General features: G+C 40.8%; 18 protein-coding genes. 6 read left to right on the forward strand and 12 right to left on the reverse strand.

What is annotated here, in order from left to right:
* Positions 1 to 205: 205 nt before the first annotated feature.
* The 5 genes from H6541_04995 to H6541_05015 form a co-directional block, all read right to left on the reverse strand.
* Positions 206 to 1,129 (reverse strand): MOSC domain-containing protein, encoded by a 924-nt coding sequence (locus tag H6541_04995; protein MCB9015132.1) that lies wholly within the window; start codon positions 1,127 to 1,129, stop codon positions 206 to 208.
* Between the two features lie 26 nt (positions 1,130 to 1,155).
* Positions 1,156 to 1,632: a hypothetical protein gene (locus H6541_05000; protein ID MCB9015133.1), complete on the reverse strand. Its 477-nt coding sequence runs from the start codon at positions 1,630 to 1,632 to the stop codon at positions 1,156 to 1,158.
* A 5-nt stretch (positions 1,633 to 1,637) separates the two neighbouring features.
* Complete coding sequence (moaC, locus tag H6541_05005; GenBank protein ID MCB9015134.1) at positions 1,638 to 2,102, reverse strand: cyclic pyranopterin monophosphate synthase MoaC; 465 nt, start codon at positions 2,100 to 2,102, stop codon at positions 1,638 to 1,640.
* 138 nt (positions 2,103 to 2,240) lie between these two features.
* Positions 2,241 to 3,041 (reverse strand): GTP 3',8-cyclase MoaA, encoded by an 801-nt coding sequence (locus H6541_05010; protein ID MCB9015135.1) that lies wholly within the window; start codon positions 3,039 to 3,041, stop codon positions 2,241 to 2,243.
* The gene (locus H6541_05015) at positions 3,025 to 4,200 is read right to left on the reverse strand and encodes a molybdopterin molybdotransferase MoeA (GenBank protein ID MCB9015136.1); all 1,176 of its coding nucleotides are present in this window, start codon (positions 4,198 to 4,200) and stop codon (positions 3,025 to 3,027) included. Before H6541_05015 ends, H6541_05010 begins: the two co-directional genes overlap by 17 nt.
* A 253-nt stretch (positions 4,201 to 4,453) precedes the next feature.
* Between H6541_05015 and H6541_05020 the strand changes: the two genes are divergently transcribed.
* Together H6541_05020 and H6541_05025 are read left to right on the forward strand one after the other, a co-directional pair.
* Complete coding sequence (locus H6541_05020) at positions 4,454 to 4,945, forward strand: hypothetical protein (GenBank protein MCB9015137.1); 492 nt, start codon at positions 4,454 to 4,456, stop codon at positions 4,943 to 4,945.
* Between the two features lie 326 nt (positions 4,946 to 5,271).
* Complete coding sequence (locus H6541_05025) at positions 5,272 to 7,818, forward strand: phosphoenolpyruvate carboxylase (protein MCB9015138.1); 2,547 nt, start codon at positions 5,272 to 5,274, stop codon at positions 7,816 to 7,818.
* A gap of 43 nt (positions 7,819 to 7,861) precedes the next feature.
* Here the strand turns inward: H6541_05025 and H6541_05030 are convergent, their stop codons facing one another.
* From H6541_05030 to lpxK, 5 genes are all read right to left on the reverse strand, one after another.
* Positions 7,862 to 8,752 carry an exopolyphosphatase gene (locus H6541_05030; GenBank protein ID MCB9015139.1) on the reverse strand — a complete coding sequence of 297 codons (891 nt, stop codon included), beginning with the start codon at positions 8,750 to 8,752 and terminating at the stop codon, positions 7,862 to 7,864.
* Positions 8,753 to 8,810: 58 nt separating this feature from the next.
* The gene (locus H6541_05035; protein ID MCB9015140.1) at positions 8,811 to 9,608 is read right to left on the reverse strand and encodes a UDP-2,3-diacylglucosamine diphosphatase; all 798 of its coding nucleotides are present in this window, start codon (positions 9,606 to 9,608) and stop codon (positions 8,811 to 8,813) included.
* Between the two features lie 64 nt (positions 9,609 to 9,672).
* Entirely contained in the window at positions 9,673 to 10,842 is a 1,170-nt protein-coding gene (locus H6541_05040) for an AhpC/TSA family protein (protein MCB9015141.1), read from the reverse strand.
* A 59-nt stretch (positions 10,843 to 10,901) separates the two neighbouring features.
* Positions 10,902 to 11,720, reverse strand: a complete 819-nt coding sequence (locus tag H6541_05045) for a purine-nucleoside phosphorylase (protein MCB9015142.1) — start codon at positions 11,718 to 11,720, stop codon at positions 10,902 to 10,904.
* Positions 11,704 to 12,759: a tetraacyldisaccharide 4'-kinase gene (gene lpxK, locus H6541_05050; GenBank protein ID MCB9015143.1), complete on the reverse strand. Its 1,056-nt coding sequence runs from the start codon at positions 12,757 to 12,759 to the stop codon at positions 11,704 to 11,706. Before lpxK ends, H6541_05045 begins: the two co-directional genes overlap by 17 nt.
* A 271-nt stretch (positions 12,760 to 13,030) precedes the next feature.
* On the opposite strand from lpxK, the gene H6541_05055 reads away from it, so the two are divergent.
* The 3 genes from H6541_05055 (at position 13,031) to H6541_05065 (ending at position 16,580) form a co-directional block, all read left to right on the forward strand.
* Positions 13,031 to 14,125: a Nif3-like dinuclear metal center hexameric protein gene (locus H6541_05055; GenBank protein MCB9015144.1), complete on the forward strand. Its 1,095-nt coding sequence runs from the start codon at positions 13,031 to 13,033 to the stop codon at positions 14,123 to 14,125.
* Positions 14,126 to 14,150: 25 nt separating this feature from the next.
* Positions 14,151 to 15,014 (forward strand): hypothetical protein, encoded by an 864-nt coding sequence (locus tag H6541_05060; protein MCB9015145.1) that lies wholly within the window; start codon positions 14,151 to 14,153, stop codon positions 15,012 to 15,014.
* A 69-nt stretch (positions 15,015 to 15,083) separates the two neighbouring features.
* Entirely contained in the window at positions 15,084 to 16,580 is a 1,497-nt protein-coding gene (locus H6541_05065) for a tetratricopeptide repeat protein (GenBank protein ID MCB9015146.1), read from the forward strand.
* A gap of 79 nt (positions 16,581 to 16,659) precedes the next feature.
* Here the strand turns inward: H6541_05065 and H6541_05070 are convergent, their stop codons facing one another.
* Together H6541_05070 and H6541_05075 are read right to left on the reverse strand one after the other, a co-directional pair.
* Positions 16,660 to 18,114, reverse strand: a complete 1,455-nt coding sequence (locus H6541_05070) for a hypothetical protein (GenBank protein MCB9015147.1) — start codon at positions 18,112 to 18,114, stop codon at positions 16,660 to 16,662.
* Between the two features lie 45 nt (positions 18,115 to 18,159).
* The gene (locus H6541_05075; GenBank protein MCB9015148.1) at positions 18,160 to 19,941 is read right to left on the reverse strand and encodes a hypothetical protein; all 1,782 of its coding nucleotides are present in this window, start codon (positions 19,939 to 19,941) and stop codon (positions 18,160 to 18,162) included.
* Positions 19,942 to 20,089: 148 nt separating this feature from the next.
* Here H6541_05075 and H6541_05080 point away from each other — a divergent pair, with 148 nt between their 5' ends.
* A complete protein-coding gene (locus tag H6541_05080) occupies positions 20,090 to 21,565 on the forward strand; it encodes a proline--tRNA ligase (GenBank protein ID MCB9015149.1) in 1,476 nt (491 codons plus the stop codon).
* The last annotated feature ends 52 nt before the right edge of the window (positions 21,566 to 21,617 follow it).

Consider the following 21,617-nt stretch of genomic DNA (forward strand, 5'->3'; position numbering starts at 1 on the left):
AGAAAAGTGTTTTTCGATAAATGTGTTGATGATGTTATTGTTAATGAATGGTTTACATGTGCTGGCAATTAAAGGAAGATAGAAGGCTAAACGAGATGTCAGTTACAGAATGGGAGGGAGAGGTTGTTTATTATTTTCAACAAAAATAAAAAAAGCAGGATTTTTTTTGAAAATCCTGCTTTTTTTGAATGGCAATTTTCGAAAATTAATGCACATCCAGTCCGTGCAACATAAAAATACTATGTCTGATGGTTTTCGTAATTTCGGTCATGTATTCTTCCACAGCCTTTACGCTTCCCGGAAGTGTGTAAATTAATGTATTGCCTATTACACCGGCCACACCGCGACTGATTAATGCATTGGGCTTTTCTGCTCCGTATTTCATACGAATAAGTTCCATGATGCCAGGAATTTCTTTCTGAAGCATAGGTTTTATCACATCCACGGTAATGTCGCGGGGGCCAATTCCAGTACCGCCTGTGGTGATAATAATATCAGCTGTTTCCGATTTATTAACTTCTGCCTGAAGTTGAGCCGCATCATCTGCTATCACAAGCCTTTCAATCTGAACCTTCCATTTATTTTCAGCGAAAAAGGCTTCAGTCAGCTGCATAATTTTAGGCCCACTGCGATCTTCATATTCCCCTGTTGATGCCCGATCGCTCAGGGTAATTATTTTTACCTTGAAAATCTTGGGCTGGTATTCGATTGTATCGTCCGATTGAATAATGCCAGGTTTCAATACCCTGCAAAAAATCCCCTCTTTTGGCATAACACAATTGCCAACTTCCCTGTAAATGGCACAACCATCGCCATGGCATTTTTTGCCAATCTGGGTTACTTCTAGCAAGGCTTCGCCAATTATGAACCTGTCGAGTGGATGAGTTTCGTAAAGGATGATTCCTTCAGTAGTAATGTTTTCAGCAAATTCGCCGTAGTTAAGCTGACGGTTGGCTTGCTTCTGAAATTTGTGAAAGCTTTCGGTTCCCAATAAGCTAACCTGTCGGTGCCATTTGCCCGAGTGAGCATCGCCCAAAACCCCTGTATCATTGAGCTCTATTTGTGCAACAGGGTGCTTTACTGTTCCTTTTTTTTCTGAAATATTTACAGAAACTACTTTAATATCCATATGCGTTAAAATTTCAAGTAAGTGAATTAACTGGCCGGAGGAAAGTTATCTTCAGGTTGGGGCTTTTTGTATAAAATGCCTGCATTGATAAACATCAATGCTGACATCAGCAATGAACCACTCAGAGCTATATAAAAAATCCCCTGCAAAAATTCAGGCATTACATGAAACCGGGCAATCAGGATTCCCATGGATGACATAATAGCAATGAGTAAATAACTTTTCCAGCCAAAAAAGGCAAAAATACAAGGGTTTTCTTGTTTTAAACAGGCAATACGGCTGATGTATTTGCGGCTAACTTTGAGAAAAACGAAATTAAAAAAAACTGCAAATCCGGCAAGTCCGAGTATAAGTACTTCCCATAACGGGAATGGGGATTGAGGCGCAAATTTCAAAGCAAGCAATAATACCCTGTAAGCAGCAAATCCCCATACTGCTGCTGCAATAAAAAACAACCAGCGCCGTGGAACTGCAGGTTTTAATTTTAAAATGATTCTGGCCATTGAATCTAACTTTGAATATCAGTTTTCTTTTTTTCAATAAGACGGATGTTTTCCATAACCATCTTTTTGTCAACTGCTTTGCACATATCGTACACAGTTAATAGTGATATACTTACAGCTGTAAGTGCTTCCATTTCAACGCCGGTTTGTCCGAGGCATCTGGCCATGGCTGTAACATATACGCCGGTGTCAGTCAGTAATGTTTTGACTTCAACTTTGGTAAGTTGCAATGGATGGCACAAGGGAATAAGCCGGCTGGTTTCTTTGGCTGCCTGTATGCCGGCAATTTCAGCTATGGTAAGCACATCTCCTTTTTGCATTTGATTTTCGCGAATAAGCTTCACTGTCACGGGTGAAAGCAGTATGTTGCCTTCGGCCACAGCTGTGCGGTGTTGAACAGGTTTATCTCCAACATCAACCATATTGGCTTTGCCTTGTTCGTCGGTATGCGAAAATTTTTTTGTGCTCATATGTATTGGCTGTGTTTGGTTAAAAAGTATGTTTTTGATTGGTGATACAAGAACCTGCCCGGGTTTGGTTTTGCGCTGTAATGGATGAGAAAAGAATCACCTTCTTTTATGCAAACCAACTTTGGATTTGGGTTGTTTCTATCCGCCAATATTATAAAATTCGCCACTCAGATTCATGCTTCCACAGGCTGGTTTGTTATCAAGTGCGGCTTGAATGGCACGCTGAATGCCCATTTCTCTGACATCAAATTCCAGGTCGCTAAAAAGGCAAGGCATTAGTTTTCCGTTGGCTGTAAGCCTTAAACGGCTGCATGTACTGCAATCTCCCCCGGAGCCCCCTTCTACAACAGAAAAATGTCCTTCTGTCAGGCTCATCTGGTGAATAAAGCGAACCTGTAGCCCATTTCTGTGGCAATAGTCCGCCACTCTTACAGCATCAGGTTCTTCAGATGATTTTTGAACAACGCAATTGATTTTGATGGGGGTTAGTCCCGCTTTTTTTGCAGCTTCAATCCCTGAAAGCACATGGCTGAGGTCGCCCCCCCGGGTAAGTTTCCTGAATTTTTCCGGATTTAAGCTGTCGAGACTCACATTTATACGGTGAAGTCCTGCTTTTTTCAGCAATGCAGCATATTTGTCCAGCAGTATGCCATTGGTGGTCATTGAAAGGTCAGTGATTCCTTCAATTTTGCCCAGCATTTCAATCAGACTGACAATTCCTTTTCTCACAAGAGGCTCTCCCCCTGTAATGCGAACCTTATTTACGCCCATTGAAACTGCAATACGGGTAATTTCATCGATTTCTTCAAATGAAAGTACCTCGTTGTGTTGTAGCATTTTAATACCCTCTTCGGGCATGCAATAAATGCAACGTAAATTACACCGGTCGGTAACCGATATGCGCAGGTAATTTATTTTTCTGTCAAAACTGTCGTACATCTCGTAATGTTTCGGCTTCGATATGCATTTCGCCAATTTCTACCGACATTATTCCATCTGCACCTTCATAAGCATGTATATGAGCAGAGCCGTGATATTCAAGCGGTTCTATTTTCCCATTAGCGTTTATGCACACAGGTATAAAGGATTTTCGTTCGGCTTTTTTGCGGTTGTAATCAGCAGCCATGGGTAATTTGACTGTCCTGGGCTCCAATTGGTGCCCCATGAACCGATAGGCTAACTGTTTGACCAGTAGTTCAAACTGTACAAATGATGATACAGGATTTCCGGGAAGTCCAAACAGAAATTTATTTTCTTTTATTCCCAAAACAGTTGGTCGTCCTGGTTGTACGGCAATGCTTTTAAAAAGAATGTTTACCCCGAGTTCATGCATAACGGCCGGCACAAAGTCAAAGTCGCCCATCGATACGCCGCCTGTAAGTAAAAGAATATCGCTCTTTTCAAAGCCTTTAATCATCATTTGCCGTGTATCTTCGGGTGTGTCTGAGGCTATACCAATATATTCATACGGGAACCCGGAAGCACTCGCCTGAGCCATAAGCTGATGAGCATTGCTGTTTCGGATTTGTCCTCCTTCGGGCTTTTGCCAGGGTTCAACCAACTCGTTACCGGTTGAAATAATCCCTATAACAGGGCGACCATAAACGAAAGGATGACTGCATCCGACAGCAGCCAATACAGCTACATGATGTGGTTTTAGCAAAGTTCCTTTTTGTAATACTAGTTGTCCTTCTTTTACATCTTCAGCTTTCCACGCAATGTTTGAAGATGTTTTTTCTTTCAGAAAAAGAATTCTGCCATCAGTCAGAGTTTCTGTGTGTTCAACCATTATTACAGTATCTGCCCCTTCAGGAACCATTGCACCTGTCATGATTTTTGAACACTGACCAGGTCCAACCGGCAGTGCAGGTAATACACCGGCAGGCACAATTTCCAATACTTCAAAGGGCCCCGGAAGTTCGGCCCTGCGACAAGCATAGCCGTCAACAGCAGATTTGTTAAATGGCGGCATCTCAACATCGGAACATATATCTTCAGCCAGCACTCGCCCGGCAGCTTCAGAAAGTATCACTTTTTCAGCATGAGGCCTTACCGGAATGTTGTTGATTATTGCAAGCGCTTCTTCAAATGTTATCATATTTTATTCATCAAATGCAAGGCAAAGATAATCAACACGGACGATATGAAAGGGGAATCCAAAGGCTTTCTTTTTCAAACAGGGCGTGTTAGCCTTTCTCACTTAGTTCATTGGAGCAGCAATTTCAGTTTTTTTTGTTGAAAAGCTTAAAAAGTAAAAACATAATGATGAAGGTGGAGTTTATATGTTGATGTCTGTATATAAATTTTTCAGTAATTTGTAGTCAGCGTTATCTTTCACTAAAACTATGAAAATGAAAACTTTGGTCTTTAGCATAAGCCTGCTGTTCATAAGTGCTTTTTATGTAAATGCTCAGACCGGCGCTGGTTTGCAGTTTATGAATTACAAAAACGGTAAAACTGTTTTTATAAAGGAGGGTGCCAGGCTGATGATTAAAAAGGAGGGGAAAAAATTCAAAGGAAATTTCAAGGTCATATCAGACCAGCAAATTTTATTGAATACCGATACTTTGTCATTATTACAAATTCAGGAAATATTTACCAGAACAGGCTCCAGTCAGATAAGCGGCGCAGGTATGCTTTTGCCTGGCGCTTTTATGGGTGCTATGGGTATTTCCGGTCTTATAACTATGCTGGCCGAAGCGGGGGGGTACGCAATTATTGGGGTTGTTTTATTAAGTCCTGTGATTGCAGCAGGAATACTCATGTCGGTTAAGGGTGCTCAACTATGGCACAGGGGTAAAAGGTTTGGCTCTTATAAATGGGCATATGTTTTGAAAAATTAAGAAATGCATAGCTGGTTATTGGGCTTATGAATCTAAAGGTGCAATATAAATTTGCTGTTTTTTTTCGGTAAAAACACATTCATATCTCTTTTAAGCTTCCCGGAGAAATCCTGTAAAATAAACTTGAGAAGCTGGAAGGATAAGTCCTTCTTACATCCTCATTAGAGTATGCTGTGCGAAAACTGGCAACTTGAACTGAAGCTCAATTTCTGTTAACTTTGTATGTGAAGGACAGATTAAATTAAATCCGTCTTGACGCAGGCTGAAAAACTGAAGTCTGTTCAACTGAAATGATTTGCATTTTAATGGACAAAAAAAATATTAATATGGGAAAGCCGGCCGGGTTGCATGAGTTTGAAAAGTTGGTTATCAACAAGTTTAATGTATACAACAGCCTGTTTCTTAATCTCCCTTTCAAACAGGTAAACAATACAGGTGTACTTATACCTCTTATGCATCAGTTGTTTAAAAACGGATTGGATGCGGGACACGACCCCTTGGAAATACTGGAGTCTTTTTTTAGTAAACATGCAAACATCGGGTCTGAAGAGCAAAAGATTGCTTATATGTTCAGGGTAATTCAATATGTTGAAAGGCAGATAGTATTGTATGATAGCGTGGAGGATGCAGCATTTGACAAAATGCAGGAAATAGACAGCAGTTTGTCAATAAAGGATTTTATTCATCTGGCAAACAGTACGAAAAATAAGAATGAAATAGCAGAGAAGCTTTCTTCATTTAGTGCCCGTATTGTTTTTACAGCGCATCCAACCCAGTTTTATCCACCTTCGGTGTTAGATATTATCGATAAGCTGAGGTTGCTGATTTTGAAGAATGACATTGATGGCATTGACCTTGTTTTACAACAACTTGGGTTAACATCATTGGTGAACTCTCAGAAACCAACGCCTTTTGATGAGGCTAAAAATATTATCTATTTTTTAAGAAATGTTTATTATCAGGCAGTTGGCGAGCTTTATTCACACATTAAAAAACAATTGAAGGAATATGCTTTTGATAATCATGATATCATAAAACTGGGTTTTTGGCCGGGAGGCGACAGAGATGGCAATCCCTTTGTTACGTCAGAAACTACAATGCAGGTGGCCGATGAACTTCGGATGACACTTATGAAATGTTATTATCAGGATGTAAAAAAGCTTTCGCACAAGCTTACTTTCAGAGAAGTGGAAGATGTGATGAAAAACCTCAGAGATCACATTTATAATGCCATTTTTAATGCTGAAGCCAGCATTCGTTATGAAGAAATTCTGATTCCTCTCCATATGGTGAGAGAGTTGCTGATTGTGAAGTATAATAGTCTTTATCTGGATGAGCTTGAAAGCCTTATTGACAAAGTTACCATATTCAAAACACATTTTGCAGCTCTTGATATAAGGCAGAATCACAGCGTTCACGAACAAACTGTTACTGAAATTTTAAAAAGGGAAAAACTCATCCAAAATAGCCTGGCTGATATTGATGAAAGTGTTTTGATTGATATTCTTTTACACCAGAATATTGAAATAAATGAAAATAACTTTGAGGAGGCAATCATTAAAGATACTATCAGAACATTCAGGATTCTTCAGCTGGTTCAACAAAAAAACGGTGCAGAAGGCTGCAACAGATATATCATCAGCAATTCAGAGGATATTTTCTCAGTGTTATTTGTTTACGCTCTTTTTAGATGGTGTGGCTGGCAAAACCGCGAAATAACTTTTGACATTGTTCCTCTTTTTGAGTCTATGGAAGGAATGAAGAACTCGGGAGGCATAATGCAGAAACTTTTTGATATACAGGAATACAAGAGGCATGTTTGTAACCGCCAGAATAAGCAAACAATCATGCTGGGTTTTTCTGATGGAACAAAGGATGGAGGTTATCTGAAAGCGAACTGGTCTATTTTTCAAACAAAGGAAATCTTAAGTGAAGTATGCCAGGCAAATGACATCAAGGCTATTTTCTTTGATGGCAGAGGCGGACCTCCGGCACGCGGAGGGGGCAAAACCCATCGTTTTTATGCTGCTCATGGAAAAAAAATTGCCAATCACGAAATCCAGCTGACCATTCAGGGGCAAACAATTACCAGTACCTATGGGACAAAAGAGCACTTTATGTTTAATTGTGAGCAGTTGCTTACAGCCGGTTTGTCCAATCATATTTTTAAAGAAGAAAATGCCATATCTAATGCGAATAACCAACTCATAAGTCAACTTGCCCAAATCAGTTTCGCGAAGTACACTTCCTTGAAAAATCATCCCAAATTTGTGCCGTATCTCGAAAACAAGAGTACACTTCGTTATTATGGGCAGGCTAATATTGGCAGCCGGCCTGTTAAAAGAGGGCATGAGAAAAAGCTTGAGTTTAAAGATTTGCGTGCCATTTCCTTTGTAGGCTCATGGAGTCAGTTAAAGCAGAACGTTCCTGGCTTTTTTGGCATCGGCACAGCCATCCAAGTGTTAATTAATGAAGGGAAACTCGATAATTTGAAGCAACTATTTATTGAGGTGCCTTTTTTCAAGGCATTGATACTTAACAGTATGATGTCACTCTCGAAAAGTTATTTTGAGCTAACAGGTTATATTGCCAAAGATGAGGAATACAGAGAGTTTTGGAATATTCTGCATGACGAATTTAATTTATCCATAAAAATGGTTTTGCTTATTTCCGGTTATTCTCAATTAATGGAAGAAGAGCCTGTTACCAGAAGTTCGATTGAAATCAGAGAACAAATTGTTTTGCCATTATTGATAATTCAACAATATGCATTGCAAAAACTGGAAGAGGATTCGCCCTATAAAACCATTTATGAAAAAATAGTCAGGCGATCGTTGTATGGCAACATCAATGCCAGCCGGAATTCAGCCTGAACAAATAAACATTTAGGTAGGCACATAACTGCAGAAAATGGACTTAAATTAAACCATTCTCTTTCATCTCTTTGTATTGTAAAAGAACCAGCCCGTCAGCCAGTCCAATTTTGGGTGCTATAATAATGTTGATGCCAGTCCATTTCAGGATGCGGATAAAAATACGGGCTGCCGGAACAATTACATCGGCGCGATCGGGGCGCAATCCCATTCGTTCAATACGCACATCCAGTGGCATACTGTTCAATTGCTTATATGCATATTGCAACTGATCAAAGTTGATCATGTTATTGATGGGATATCCGTATAATTTGGTTATTTTATTGATATTCCCGCCGGAGCCAATGCAGTTCATCCGTCCAAAATCAGCCTTAAACTGGTTGAGCCATTTTCGCATAGCTTCCCATTCAGCATCTTCAACTTTGTCGGCAAGCAAACGTATAGTGCCTATCTTAAATGAGTTGGAGGTAATAAATTTTTCGCCATCCAACACTGAAATCTCGGTGGATCCGCCGCCGACATCAATGTAAATGGTTTTACTAAAGTTTTTATTTACAAAAACGTTACTGAGAGAGCTAATGATATTGGCTTCCTGAATACCATCAATCATTGAAAGCTTCAGACCAGTTTCATTTTTAACCCGTTCCAACACTTCCTTGTTGTTTTCGGCTTCCCGCATTGCTGAAGTTGCAGCGGCCAGATAGCTGATGGGTTTATACACATCAATCAGCAACCTGAACGCCTGCATTGTTTTTACTAAATCATCTGCTTTGGGGTCTGAAATCCGGCCAATGTTAAATACATCCATTCCTAATCGGATAGGAATACGGATAAGTGATGCTTTTTCGGTTACCGGGCCGCCTTTGCTGTCGTAAACATTTGCAAAAAGAAGTCTTACGGCATTTGAGCCTATATCTATACTGGAAAATAACATAACTCTCAGATTAAGAATAAGATGAACAATTAATCAATTAGAAACAGTACTAGCCTGATTACACTTGTTTTAAAAGCTCCGGGTTTCCTGAACTGTATGTCATCAGGTTAAGTTCATTTCCGTCAAATACTGCATAGCTGAAATTGCTAATCCAGTCGCCAAGGTTAATAAATCTGCTTTTTTCATTTAACGGCAGATTTGCAGGCACATGTCGGTGTCCGAATATAAAATAGTCAATGGAGGGGTCGGTTTTCAAATATTCGCTGGCAAAGATATACAGGCGTTCTTTGCCAAGGTTGATTCCGCCTTCCTCAGTTATTTGTTTTTCGTCTCTGATTTCATTGGCATAACGGCTTTTTCTGGAAAAATACAGCGCGAGTCGTGTTCCGATATCAGGGTGTATCCACCTGAATAACCATTGATTGGGTTTAAATTCAAAAACCTTTTTCAGAAATTTATAACCGTTGTCGCCAGGCCCAAGTCCATCGCCATGTGAAAGAAAGAAGCGCTTGCCGTTCCATTCTTTAATTAATGCTTCACGTTTAAGCTGAATTCCGATTTCCTGCTCAAAATAATTGAATGCCCAGATGTCATGATTCCCTCTGAATAAGTATACGGGAGTTCCACTATCAACGATTTCGGCCAGTTTGCCAAACAGACGGGTGAATCCGCGGGGAACAACTGTTTTATATTCAAACCAGAAGTCAAATATATCTCCCATGAGGTATATTTCGGTGGCATCGGCACACACATTATTGAGCCATTGAACCAGTAATTTCTCACGTTGCAGGCTTGATGCATGGTCGGGTATACCCAAATGAAAATCCGAAGCAAAGTATATTCTCAAAACCGTAATTTTTTCTTTTTCAAACCTACTTAAAAAAATGATATTATTTGAACAACTTAAAGTTGATGCCAGTTTATGGCAATTTCTTTTCTTCCAGCCATTGCCTCAAAGTTTTGGTGTTTGTAAAACGTTCAAGTATCCTTCCTTGTTTATCTAATAGAACAAAAAGAGGTAACTTTTGAATATTCCATGCTTGAGCAACAGGTGAGTTCAGCATCAAAGTGTCATTAACATTTGTCCACCATAGCTTGTCCAGATTAATGGCCGCTTTCCATCGCTCGGCATATTGGTCAAATGAAACGGCATAAACCTCAACATCATGATTTTTATACTGCTCATAAATATTTTTGAGTTCAAGATTGGCTTTTCGGCTTGGTGCATCTATGGGCGACCAGAAATAAACCAGGGTATATTTATGCTTTAGAGAGCGAAGCGATACAGGTTTACCATGAAGGCCCGGTAGGTTTAATTCAGGCGATATCTGGCCAATCTGCATGCTTTTTCTGGCGTCTCTTTCTGTTTTCAGGCTTATTCTGAGGCTTTTGATTCTGCGATGATTGGCTATAACATGAGGGTTGTCGGCAAAATGGCTCATCAGGGCTGAATCAGTATAAAAAAACCAACTGGAGTCAATGGTTTCGTCAAAAAGATATACCTGCTGAATTTTGCTATTCATTACCAGTAGCTGCGACAGTGCTGAAGGGTGTTTTACGACAAAGTCAACGGCTTCTTGTTTGGCCATTTGCATCATTTTTGCATATGCGGCATCTGTTTCTGCTTTAATTTCAGTATAGTTATCCATGTCGCGGGCAAGAATCAATTCAGTGCCCAGTGAATCGGCATATGCTTCGCAATTCGTTATCATTTGCCTGAACGTGAAAAATAACCCGGCTTCTTTCCCGCCGGTTACCCAAACAGAGTCCTGACGGATGCTGATATTGATATTGTCGCCCGGGAAAATAACAAGTGGTGCAACAAGTCTGGTTTTTTTCGAAAGGTGGAATATGCCGGGGTGTTCGGGCTTAAACCTGAAGGTGAACTTCCCTTTGTTATCCGGTACGACTGAATCTATTTTATTAAAAGCAGAAGTGTCGACGCTAATAAGAAAAAATGGTTCACTGCCTGATGGTGACAGAGAACCATTGATTGTTGAAAATGCAGCATGATTTCGGTCTCCGCATTCTGAAAAAAACAGAAGGGAGAGTATAACGCTAAAGCAAAAGTAAAATCTGAAACGCTTCATAGTTTTTATGAACGTTTTATTAACCAAAAGATTTTAATCTTAAAGTTGCTAAAGCGATTTTACAGGGAAACCTCCCGAAGTAGTTCGCTTATAATACGGGTCATTAAAGGTTCGGCTTTGCTGGCGGCATCAATTACAATTTTATGCGACACTTCTACTATTTTACCCGGAACCCCTAAGTCAGAAATTACAGAAACAGCAAAAACAGGAATGTTCATGTGTCGGGCCGCAATAACTTCAGGCACGGTTGACATACCAACTGCATCTGCACCTATCACATGAATGTAGCGGTATTCGGCCGGAGTTTCAAATGTAGGTCCCGTAACAGCAGCATACACACCAGTGCGGAAGGGAATCTGATTCCGGCTGGCAATGTCAGATGCTTTATCCAGAATAGTGCGATCATAGGCTTCACTCATATCAGGGAAACGGGGGCCCAGTTCATCATAATTCTTACCAATGAGTGGGTTTGTCCCCATCAGGTTGATGTGATCTGTAATGAACATGATATCACCTACTTCAAAGCCGGGGTTGAGTCCGCCACTGGCATTTGAAACGAATAGAATTTTTATACCCAAAGCTTTCATTACTCTAATTGGGAAAACAATTTCCTGCATTGTCCAGCCTTCATAAAAATGAAAACGTCCCTGCATGGCAACAATTCTTTTCCCGCCAAGGGTTCCAAAAATTAATTGGCCTTTATGTCCTTCAACTGTTGATACCGGGAAATTGGGGATTTCACTGTAGGGAATTTCCTTTTCAGTAATGATTTCACGGGTAAGTCCTCCTAATCCGGTTCCTAAAATAATACCCGCTTCGGGGGCTTCTTTTACAAATTGGTTGATATAATCAACGCTTTCTTTAATTTTTGTTAACATAAGTTCTTATTTGTTCGTCAAATTGGCTTTTATCACCTCCATGAAAATCAACCTCTATCGGAAGATAATGGACTGGCATTTGAATTGCTTTTTCCATTAATTCATCTGTAATCAACCTCATAGCATCTTTTTCAGTGGTAATTAAGAGCTTATTCCGGCTGTAAAGATCGTCAAAATTTCTTTTGATTACCTCCAGATCTGACAATGTGTATTGATGATGATCAGGAAACAGCATGGTGGTTAGCTCATTACAGTGCTTTCTGAGCTGATCCTGAAGTGGATACGGATTAGCAATGCCGGCAAATAAAAGTATGTGACTGTATTTTTTTTCAGGCAAGAATTTGAAATCAGCTTTCCACAGAGCATGTATCTGTCCGTATTTTATATATGAAAAGTAAACTTTCTGATGCGGTTTAAGTTTCAGGTCGTTCACAATTTTACGTCTTACAAATGGTGATAATACTTTAGGGGTTTTTGTAATAATCACAATGTCAGCTCTTGCAGCACCGCGGATAGGCTCGCGCAAGGTGCCCGAGGGTATCAGATAATCATTGTAATAAAGTTTATGGTAGTCAGTGAGTAGTATGGAAAGCCCTGGTTTTACATAGCGATGCTGAAATGCATCATCAAGTAAAAGAGCACGGATAGAAGGATTATTTGAAAGAATATTTTTTATTCCCCGCCGCCGGTTCTCGTCAACAAAAACGCTAATGTTGCTGAATTTCTTATAATATTGCATTGGTTCATCGCCAATGCTCAATGCGTCGTCTTTTTCACTGGCTGCTATAAACCCTTTGGTTTTTCTCCCATATCCCCGGCTAAGGGTGCAAAGTGTTGTTTCAGGCGAAAGCAACCGGATGAGGTACTCAACGTGTGGCGTTTTTCCTGTTCCGCCTGCTGAAAGGTTGCCAACTGAAATTATTTTTAATGGAAATTGCTCTGAAGGTAAAATTTTCAGTTCAAACAACAGGTTTCGTATGCTTATGACAAGGCCATACAGCAATGAAAAGGGGAGTACCAAAAGTCTGAGAAATTCCACGGTTTAAAAGTATTAAACTTATAAGAGTCTGCAAATAGTTTTACATATTATTTATGTTAAATATTTTATCGCAAAACCAGCAATTATATTATCCCATCTGCTGTTTTATTGATCTCTTTTGCCAATGAAATCGAAGAATCGGGAGAATAATTTACTGTCATGAAATTGTGTCATGTTGTGTTTTTTTGACTGGTAATGGCATTTTTTTTACTTGAAGTGTTTTTTTTTAATTAATTTGAATTAGTTTTACACATGTGTTGTAATTCAGGCTATGCTGATAAAAGATATTATTAAAGTTATTGAATTTACTGCCCCACTGCAGTTACAGGAATCTTATGATAATTCAGGGTTATTAACTGGTCATCCTTTGAATGAGGCTAATGGGGCGTTGATAACACTTGATGTGACGGAAGCCGTCATTGACGAAGCAATCGGCAAAGGCCTGAATTTGATCATCGCACATCATCCCGTTATATTTAAGGCACTCAAAAGAATTAACGGAAACAATGAGGTGGAAAGGTGTGTGATAAAGGCAATCCGTCATGATATTGCTCTTTATGCAGCTCATACAAATCTTGACAATGTGTCTCAGGGCGTAAATGCCATGCTCTGCAGTAAGCTTGGAATTGGCAAAACTAAAATATTAAGTCCTGTTCAGGGTGTTCTCAGGAAACTTGTTGTTTTTGTACCTGAAAACTATGCTAACCAGGTTAGGCAGGCAATGTTTGATGCAGGGGCAGGGCAAATTGGGAATTATGATTCATGCAGCTTTAACCTTTCAGGTGATGGCACATTCAGGGCGGGTGAGGGCACTTTGCCTTTTGTGGGTGAAAAGGGGGTGCTGCATACTGAAAAAGAAACCAGAATTGAAACCATAATTCCATCCTATCTTGAATCAAAGGTTATGAACGCTGTTTTTTCAGCTCATCCATATGAAGAGGTGGCATGGGATTCTTATGCTTTGACAAATCAGGCGCCGGTTTTTGGAGCCGGAATGATTGGTTTGCTCGAAAAGGAAATGCATGAAACCGAATTTCTTAATAAGGTAAAGGATATTTTAGGTTCAGCTTGTATTAAATATTCACCATTGACCGGTAAAAAAGTGCGCAAGATCGCGGTTTGTGGAGGCTCGGGCAACTTTTTAATTGCCGATGCCATGCGCACTGGAGCTGATGTATTTCTTACCGGAGAGCTCAAATATCATGATTATTTTCTGGCTGAAGGAAAAATTTTACTGGTAGAGGCAGGTCATTTTGAAACAGAACAATTTACGAAAGAATTATTATATCAGGTTGTTAAAGAAAAATTTCCTACCTTTGCACTCCAAATTTCAAGCATCAATACCAATCCGGTTAACTGTCTGTAAATTAACTACATAAATCAGAATCAATATGGCAAAAACACCATCGAAAGCAAAAGCTGCCCCTGTCGAGGAAGGAACTCAGGTGCAGGATTCAGAAGTAAAAAGTGTTATTTCTGCGCATGTTTCGCTCGCTCACTCTGATGGTGATGAAACAGAAATTTCAATTGAAAAGAAGTTGATTGCATTGTACAGCCTGCAACAAATTGACAGGCAAATCGATAAAATCAGGATTATCAGAGGCGAGCTTCCTCTTGAAGTTGAGGATCTTGAAGATGATATTGCTGGTTTGGAAACCCGCATTGACAACTACATTCTTGAAATTGAAAATCTGAAAGATCAGGTAAAGGAAAAGGAACTTCAAATCAAGGACAGCCTTAGCCAAATTAAGCGTTATGAGGAGCAGCAGATGAATGTTCGCAATAACCGCGAATATGATTCACTTTCAAAAGAAATTGAATTTCAAAATCTGGAAATTGCTCTTGCCGAAAAGCGTATCAAAGAATTTTCTCACAATCTGAATCTGAAAAACGAGGAGATTAGCGCAGCTCAAAAAGCTTTGGATGAGCGCAAAAATGACCTGGAAATTAAAAGAAGTGAGCTTTCCGATATCGTTAGTGAGACTGAAAAGGAAGAAGAAGCCCTGCTGAAAAAGTCTGAAGAGTTCCAGCGTTATATTGAAGAAAGATTGCTTTCTGCCTATAAACGTATTCGTACCAATGCACGCAATGGTCTTGCTGTTGTGAGCGTTGAACGTGATGCCTGCGGAGGTTGCTTTAGCGCTATTCCGCCACAGCGTCAACTTGATATCAGAATTCACCGTAAAATTATTGTTTGTGAATATTGTGGACGAATTCTGGTTGACCATGGCCTAGCTGCCAGCATCAATCAATAATATTGTGATGAATACAATCATGTGAAGGGGGGAAGTGAAAGCTTTCCCCCTTTTTTAGAACTTAATTTTATGAAGAAATTTTTCGTTTTCATCGTCTTTTTGGGACTCCCGTTTTTGAGCCGGGCTAACGTTTATCAGATGAACGAAAATTGCCTTCAGGCTTACAGGCTTATTTTATCCCTTAGGTTCCAGGAAGCTGAAACCTTTTTGAAGGCCGAAAAAATGGCTCATCCTGAGAACAATATCGTTGATTATCTCGAAAACTATCAATGGTTTCTGAAGGTGATTATTTCTGAGGATGAGAATGTGTTTAAAAGCGAGGCAAACGCTAGACAACATAGACTGGACCGTTTTGAAATGGGGAATCCTGATTCTCCCTGGCACCTTTATTGCCAGGCCCAGTTGAATATGCAGTGGGCTTTTGCCAGGCTCAAGTTTGGTCAGTTTGCAACGGCTGCTTTGGAATTTAACAGAGCTTACCGCCAGTTGTTGAAGAATCAAAAGCTATTCCCTTCTTTTTTACCAAACAAGACTGCTTTAGGCTTGATGCATGTGCTAATTGGTTCCATTCCTGATGGGTATAAGTGGATTGCAAAAGCCGTTTCTGTTGATGGAACTGTAAATGAGGGGGTTGCTGAACTCCGGCAGGTGATGCGTCTATCAGAAGAGAAAACGCTTTTCCCGTTTTTGCAAACTGAAACGCTTTTTATGTATACTTTCATTACTTTCAACATGGCTTCTTCTACTGAAAATATGGCCGTGCTTGAAGGTTATCTGTCAAAAACAGAAATGAAAGCCCAAATTCAATCCAATCCTTTATTAACGTATGCGGCCTCATCTTACTTTCTACATACTGGTAAGAATGCACATGCGCTTGAAATATTGATGAATCGTCAGAAAAGTAATCTTTATTATCCGTTCTATTATCTTGATTATCTGACAGGGGTTGCCATGTTAAACAAACTTGATTTTGGTGCGCGTTTATATTTCTTAAGATATATCTATCACTTTAAAGGTGCTAGTTTTATTAAGTCAGCCTGTCAGCGTATAGCCTGGATTGGTTTGCTGAATAACGATGTAAAAGAATATCAGGCCTATATGGAAAGGGTTAAATTGCTGGGAAGAAAAGAGATTGATGGAGATAAGCAGGCTATGTTTGAAGCTAATCAAAAAGCGCCACCTGATGTCAATTTACTTAAAGCCCGCCTGTTGTTTGATGGAGGATATTATCAGCGCGCTGCTTCATTGCTGGAGGCAATCTCGAAAAATGACTTTATTGCGGCAAGGGAAAAGCTTGAATATACTTATCGCCTTGGCCGGATTTATGATGCCTGGGGAATCCCTGAAAAGGCTATTCCCTATTATAAACTTACAATCGCCGATGGAGCAGATAAGTCATGGTATTTTGCCGCTAACTCTGCGCTTCACCTTGGAATGATTTATGAAGCAGCAGGTAACCTTAAAGATGCCATAAATTGCTATGAGCGATGTCTTTCAATGGATTTTAAGGAATATAATTTCAGTATTACGCAAAAGGCCAGGGCTGGGCTCAATAGATTAAAGTAGAACACTTATAAAGAAATAGCAGCTTTTTCAAGCTGCTATTTCTTTATTATTTAATGAAGACTGGTTTTGTTATGGATGCTTAGTATTTTACACCTATTGTCATCAGAAACATATTATTATCCAGTTTAGTCATGGCCGGATTTACGTAATCTGAAGAGTATAGGTAGTACTCATCATCCTGTTGAGAATATACCCATGCCATATCTATAAAGAAATTTTTATCGCGGATGCCCAGCCCAAGCGAATAGCTCGAATTGGCCGAATTGGTTCCATTCTTATATGGATTGGCAGATAAAGAATATCCACCTCTGAAGTTAAGTGCTCCGTAACGCCATTCTGTTCCAAGACGCAGGTTTCCGGCTGTCAGATAGGCATTTCTGATGGTTTCATTCTCATTGTTAAAATCATAGTCAGGCGCTCTTAACCTGGCTGTTCCATAGTCTACATATTCATAATCGGCACTGATAACACCCGATTTGCCCACAATAATTCCAATACTGCCAATGGCGCGCATGGGTGTGGTTAATTCATATTCATAGAATCCCTCGGGTGAACGGGCTGTGAGCGTACGGCCATTATCAAAGTTAGATTTAATAGTCGCTTCCCAGTTGTCAGTCATCCCCGTATAAAATGTAGGTGTATGTATGGCTCCGCCAAGTCTTAACCAATCGGTTGCTCTGTAAATAAGGCCAAATTTGAAGTTAATACCGGTACCGGAGGTTTCCAGATTGTCGGTTCTGGTAAAGGAGTTCAAATAGTCACTATTCCCTTCAGTGTCCGTTTCGGTATAAGTAGATGTTTCTGTAAAGCGGATATATGGCACTCCAATGGTTGCACCCAAATACAGTTTGTCGCCATAATTGGCGCCTAATGTAAATACCATTTCGTTGAGGGAACCTTTTGTTTCAATACTTTTTCGTTGGTTTACACCTCCATTGGGCAAATCTGACTGATAGTTCCATGAGGCGGAATCGATGTTATCTCTCAAAAATAAAAGATCGGCATCATAGGCAAGTTTGGTGTTGTATTGGCCTAAATCACGCGGGTCAACGCCATAGGCATTGTCGAGATAGGGAGTAAGAAATGAACTGGAATTATTGAAACCTTCAATCATCATGCGGTTGTTGAAGTTGGCCAACCGGTTGATGCCGAAACCAAATTGTACATTTTTCCACAAAGATTGATTGCCTCGTGTAACGGGCGAGGTTGTCATAACAATACCTACACTTCCCAGGTTAAAATTATATCTGGAGTCATCACGGAACCGGCCGTTATAGGTTGCTTCAGTTTTACCGATGTAAAAAGAAGGAGAGATGCTGATTTCAGAGCTTTTGTAAAGCCCGATTCCTGCAGGGTTAAAACTGAGAGAGGTAAAATCAGCGCCCAGTGCACCAAAGGCGCCTCCCATTGCAGTAAAACGTGCTGTTCCTGAGGGGCTGAGTCTGGAGTAACGCAGTGCGTCAACTTCGCTTTGAGCCATTGCGCCAGTGCTGAAAGCGGTTATGAGTAGTAGGGCAACACTTAGCTTTTTCATAGTTATTAATGTTTAGTCAATTTATAATCTTTTCAGCTTAACCGTTTATCTGCGCCCACTGCCCGATGATGATCTTCCGCTGCCCGATGATGAGCTGCTGCTCGAAGAAGAGGAACGAGAGGGAGCAGAATAACTGCTGCCCGACGATGAAGAGGAGCGTGAAGGAGCTGAATAGCTGCTACCTGAAGATGACGAACGCGATGGTGCGCTGTAAGAGCTTCTTCCTTCCGAACGTGAAGGAGTTGACGGTGCAGAATATCTTTGTGGTTGTGATTGCTGTGGAGCTGCTTGTTGGCGGGGACGTTCTGAATTGTAATTGTATTGTCTTTGTGGCTCGCGCTGAACCGGAGCAACTTCACGCTGACGAGTTTGTTCTTGCTGCTGCCTTTGGGGGTTTACACCGCTTTCACGAATATTGCGATATTTTGGGCTGCTGTATTCGTTACTTGATTTAGGCTTTGCATAATTCGGAGCACTATATGATTGCGGGGTACGTGTATTAGACGGACTCATTTGCTGACGTTGGGGCTGTTGTCCCTGTGGACGGGTATATTCCTGACGTTGTGGTGCAGAGTACCTTTCGGCAGGTCTGCTTTGAATTTCACGCCCAGGATTGGTTGTTCCGGGTTGAGAAGTGCGACCGGGAGCCGGGCTTACCGAATTGTTGTCTACCGGTCTGACTTCACGGCCGGGAGCCGGGCTTACCGAATTGTTGTCAACTGGTCTGGTTTCACGGCCTTGAGCAGGCAATGCCCTTGCATTTTCTGCAGGTTGAGTCTGGCGGCCTGGCGCTGGTATGGCTTTGGTATTTTCAGCAGGTTGTGCCGAGCGACCAGGGGCAGGTAAAGCTCTGTTGTTATCAGCTGGCTTTGCTTCGCCTGCAGATACATTATTAACTCTCCCGCTTTCTGTTGTTTTAACCTGGCGAGGATTAATTCCTCTGCCTTCAGTGCCTACACCAATGGCTGATGAGCGATGTCCTTCAATTCGTCCGCTGTTGACGGCCTGTTCGTAACGTTCGCCAAAAGTACTGTTTCTACCGCTACTGGTTCTGTTGTTACCTGAGCTGCCTCCGAGCCCCGAGTCGCGATGTCCGTAATAGTAAGAGTTATTGTCATAGCTATTGTAATAGTTGTTTGAACCGTCATAATAGCCATTCCAGTAGCCATTCCAATATCCGTGGCGGTAACCACTCCAATAATTATAGCCTGAACCCCATCCATAACTATAGTAAGGATAATAATCCCAGGCTGAATAGCCCCAGCCATAAGAGGGGTAGCCCCATCCGAAATACATACTTGAATAGCTCGGATACCACCAGTTATATCCTAAATAGATGCTTGTTCCCCAGCTCCATGGATTGTAATCATACCAGTAAAGGTTGGTATAATATGGGGCATAGTAACTATCATAGTACACATTTGAGTGGAAACGGCGCAATCTGGCAGCATAGGCATAGTCATAATAATCATCTTCATTGTAATAATTATTGGTAACATAAGTGTTGCCGGTTCCGGGGTCGGTATATTGCTCGCTGGTTGCGTAATTGTAATCATCAGTATAATAGGTAGTATCAGGCGCGTTGTAGCTGTCATCAGTATATGTTTCCTGCTGATAACTTTTTTCAGCCCGAGTATAATTGTCGGGGTTTGCTGAAGTCTGATTGGAATTTGGGGCCTGACTGGTATTTACCTGAGGAGCCGGTGCTGCTACTGCATCTTTAGGTGAATAGTAAAGGTCGTCATAAGTAGCACGGGCCTGATACTGTGTGGTGCAGGATGTCAGAAGCAGGGCTGTTGCAGCAACAAATGCGAGTAAGGTTTTCATTTTTATTCCTCCCTTTGGTTTGCAGTGATTGTTGGTCTGGTGTTTGTCAGATGTTTTAACTGCGTTAAATTTATTAATTTTGTGCCGCTTTCGCGGATGATATATTTCACACCCGAAAAATAACAAATACTATACCACAAATAAAGAAATGGCTAAAGATTTTCCTACAAGGGCTGAAAATTATGCTCAATGGTACAACGACCTGGTTATCAAGGCTGATATGGCCGAAAATTCGGCTGTAAGAGGCTGTATGGTAATTAAACCTTACGGATATGCAATCTGGGAGAAGATGCAGGCAGCACTTGACAAGATGTTTAAAGACACAGGTCATGAAAATGCTTACTTCCCGATTTTTATCCCCAAATCATTTTTCAGCAAAGAGGCCAGTCATGTGGAAGGCTTTGCCAAAGAATGTGCAGTAGTAACACATTACCGTTTGAAGAATGATCCCAATGGAAAGGGCGTAGTGGTTGATGAAAATGCAAAACTGGATGAGGAGCTTATTGTTCGGCCTACTTCAGAAACCATTATTTGGGATACCTATCGCAACTGGATTCAGTCATACCGCGATCTGCCCCTCTTGATAAACCAATGGGCCAACGTTGTACGCTGGGAAATGCGTACCCGGCTTTTCTTGCGCACAGCTGAATTTCTCTGGCAGGAGGGTCATACAGCTCATGCTACCTCTGATGAAGCTATTGCTGAAACTGAACAAATGCTGAATGTTTATGCTGACTTCGTTGAGAACTTTATGGCAGTACCTGTTTTGAAGGGTGTAAAATCGCCCAACGAACGCTTTGCCGGAGCTGTTGAAACCTATTGTATTGAAGCTTTAATGCAGGATGGTAAAGCTTTACAGGCCGGTACTTCTCATTTTCTAGGTCAGAATTTTGCCAAAGCTTTTGATGTAAAGTTCCTGAGTAAAGAAAATAAACTTGAACACGTGTGGGCAACTTCATGGGGCGTTTCAACCAGGCTCATTGGTGCGCTCATTATGGCTCATTCTGATGATAACGGATTGGTTTTACCGCCAAAACTTGCGCCTACACAGGTTGTTATCATCCCTATTTCCAAAAACGAAGAGCAACTTGCAGCAATTTCTGCAAAAGTAAATGAAATTAAAAAAAATCTGCAGGCCAAAGGTATCTCTGTTAAGTATGACGACCGCGATACTTACAAGCCGGGGTGGAAATTTAATGAATATGAATTCAAAGGTGTTCCTGTCAGACTTGTGATAGGCCCCCGCGATTTGGAAAATGGTACCGTTGAGGTTTCGCGGCGCGATACTCTTGAGAAAGCAACATACCAGTTACAGGATATCGAAACCAAGATTGAACACCTGCTTCAGAGCATTCAGGATAATCTTTTCCAGAAAGCCCTTGATTTTCGTGATAGTATGACTGCCAAGGCTGATACCTGGGAAGAATTTATTGATTTGCTCGATAATAAGGGAGGCTTTATTCTGGCTCATTGGGATGGAACTCCTGAAACAGAGCAGGAGATTAAAGAAAAAACCAAAGCAACTATCCGTTGTATTCTTCTTGATTCAGTTGAGGAGGAAGGTAAATGTATTCTTACCGGAAAACCATCGGCAAAACGCGTTGTATTTGCAAGATCGTATTAATTTTAACAATACGGCCGGCGCTGTTGTAGTGCAGGCCTGCAATTTATCTGTC

The sequence above is a fragment of the Lentimicrobiaceae bacterium genome (genome assembly GCA_020636745.1).
GTDB lineage: Bacteria > Bacteroidota > Bacteroidia > Bacteroidales > Lentimicrobiaceae > Lentimicrobium.

Bases quoted from the DNA above. Each gene is read 5' to 3' on its own strand.
- H6541_04995 (MCB9015132.1), bottom strand. From the start codon at position 1,129: ATGGATATTAAAGTAGTTTCTGTAAATATTTCAGAAAAAAAAGGAACA.
- H6541_05000 (MCB9015133.1), bottom strand. From the start codon at position 1,632: ATGGCCAGAATCATTTTAAAATTAAAACCTGCAGTTCCACGGCGCTGG.
- moaC (MCB9015134.1), bottom strand. From the start codon at position 2,102: ATGAGCACAAAAAAATTTTCGCATACCGACGAACAAGGCAAAGCCAAT.
- H6541_05010 (MCB9015135.1), bottom strand. From the start codon at position 3,041: ATGTACGACAGTTTTGACAGAAAAATAAATTACCTGCGCATATCGGTT.
- H6541_05015 (MCB9015136.1), bottom strand. From the start codon at position 4,200: ATGATAACATTTGAAGAAGCGCTTGCAATAATCAACAACATTCCGGTA.
- H6541_05020 (MCB9015137.1), top strand. From the start codon at position 4,454: ATGAAAACTTTGGTCTTTAGCATAAGCCTGCTGTTCATAAGTGCTTTT.
- H6541_05025 (MCB9015138.1), top strand. From the start codon at position 5,272: ATGGGAAAGCCGGCCGGGTTGCATGAGTTTGAAAAGTTGGTTATCAAC.
- H6541_05030 (MCB9015139.1), bottom strand. From the start codon at position 8,752: ATGTTATTTTCCAGTATAGATATAGGCTCAAATGCCGTAAGACTTCTT.
- H6541_05040 (MCB9015141.1), bottom strand. From the start codon at position 10,842: ATGAAGCGTTTCAGATTTTACTTTTGCTTTAGCGTTATACTCTCCCTT.
- H6541_05045 (MCB9015142.1), bottom strand. From the start codon at position 11,720: ATGTTAACAAAAATTAAAGAAAGCGTTGATTATATCAACCAATTTGTA.
- H6541_05055 (MCB9015144.1), top strand. From the start codon at position 13,031: ATGCTGATAAAAGATATTATTAAAGTTATTGAATTTACTGCCCCACTG.
- H6541_05060 (MCB9015145.1), top strand. From the start codon at position 14,151: ATGGCAAAAACACCATCGAAAGCAAAAGCTGCCCCTGTCGAGGAAGGA.
- H6541_05065 (MCB9015146.1), top strand. From the start codon at position 15,084: ATGAAGAAATTTTTCGTTTTCATCGTCTTTTTGGGACTCCCGTTTTTG.
- H6541_05070 (MCB9015147.1), bottom strand. From the start codon at position 18,114: ATGAAAAAGCTAAGTGTTGCCCTACTACTCATAACCGCTTTCAGCACT.
- H6541_05075 (MCB9015148.1), bottom strand. From the start codon at position 19,941: ATGAAAACCTTACTCGCATTTGTTGCTGCAACAGCCCTGCTTCTGACA.
- H6541_05080 (MCB9015149.1), top strand. From the start codon at position 20,090: ATGGCTAAAGATTTTCCTACAAGGGCTGAAAATTATGCTCAATGGTAC.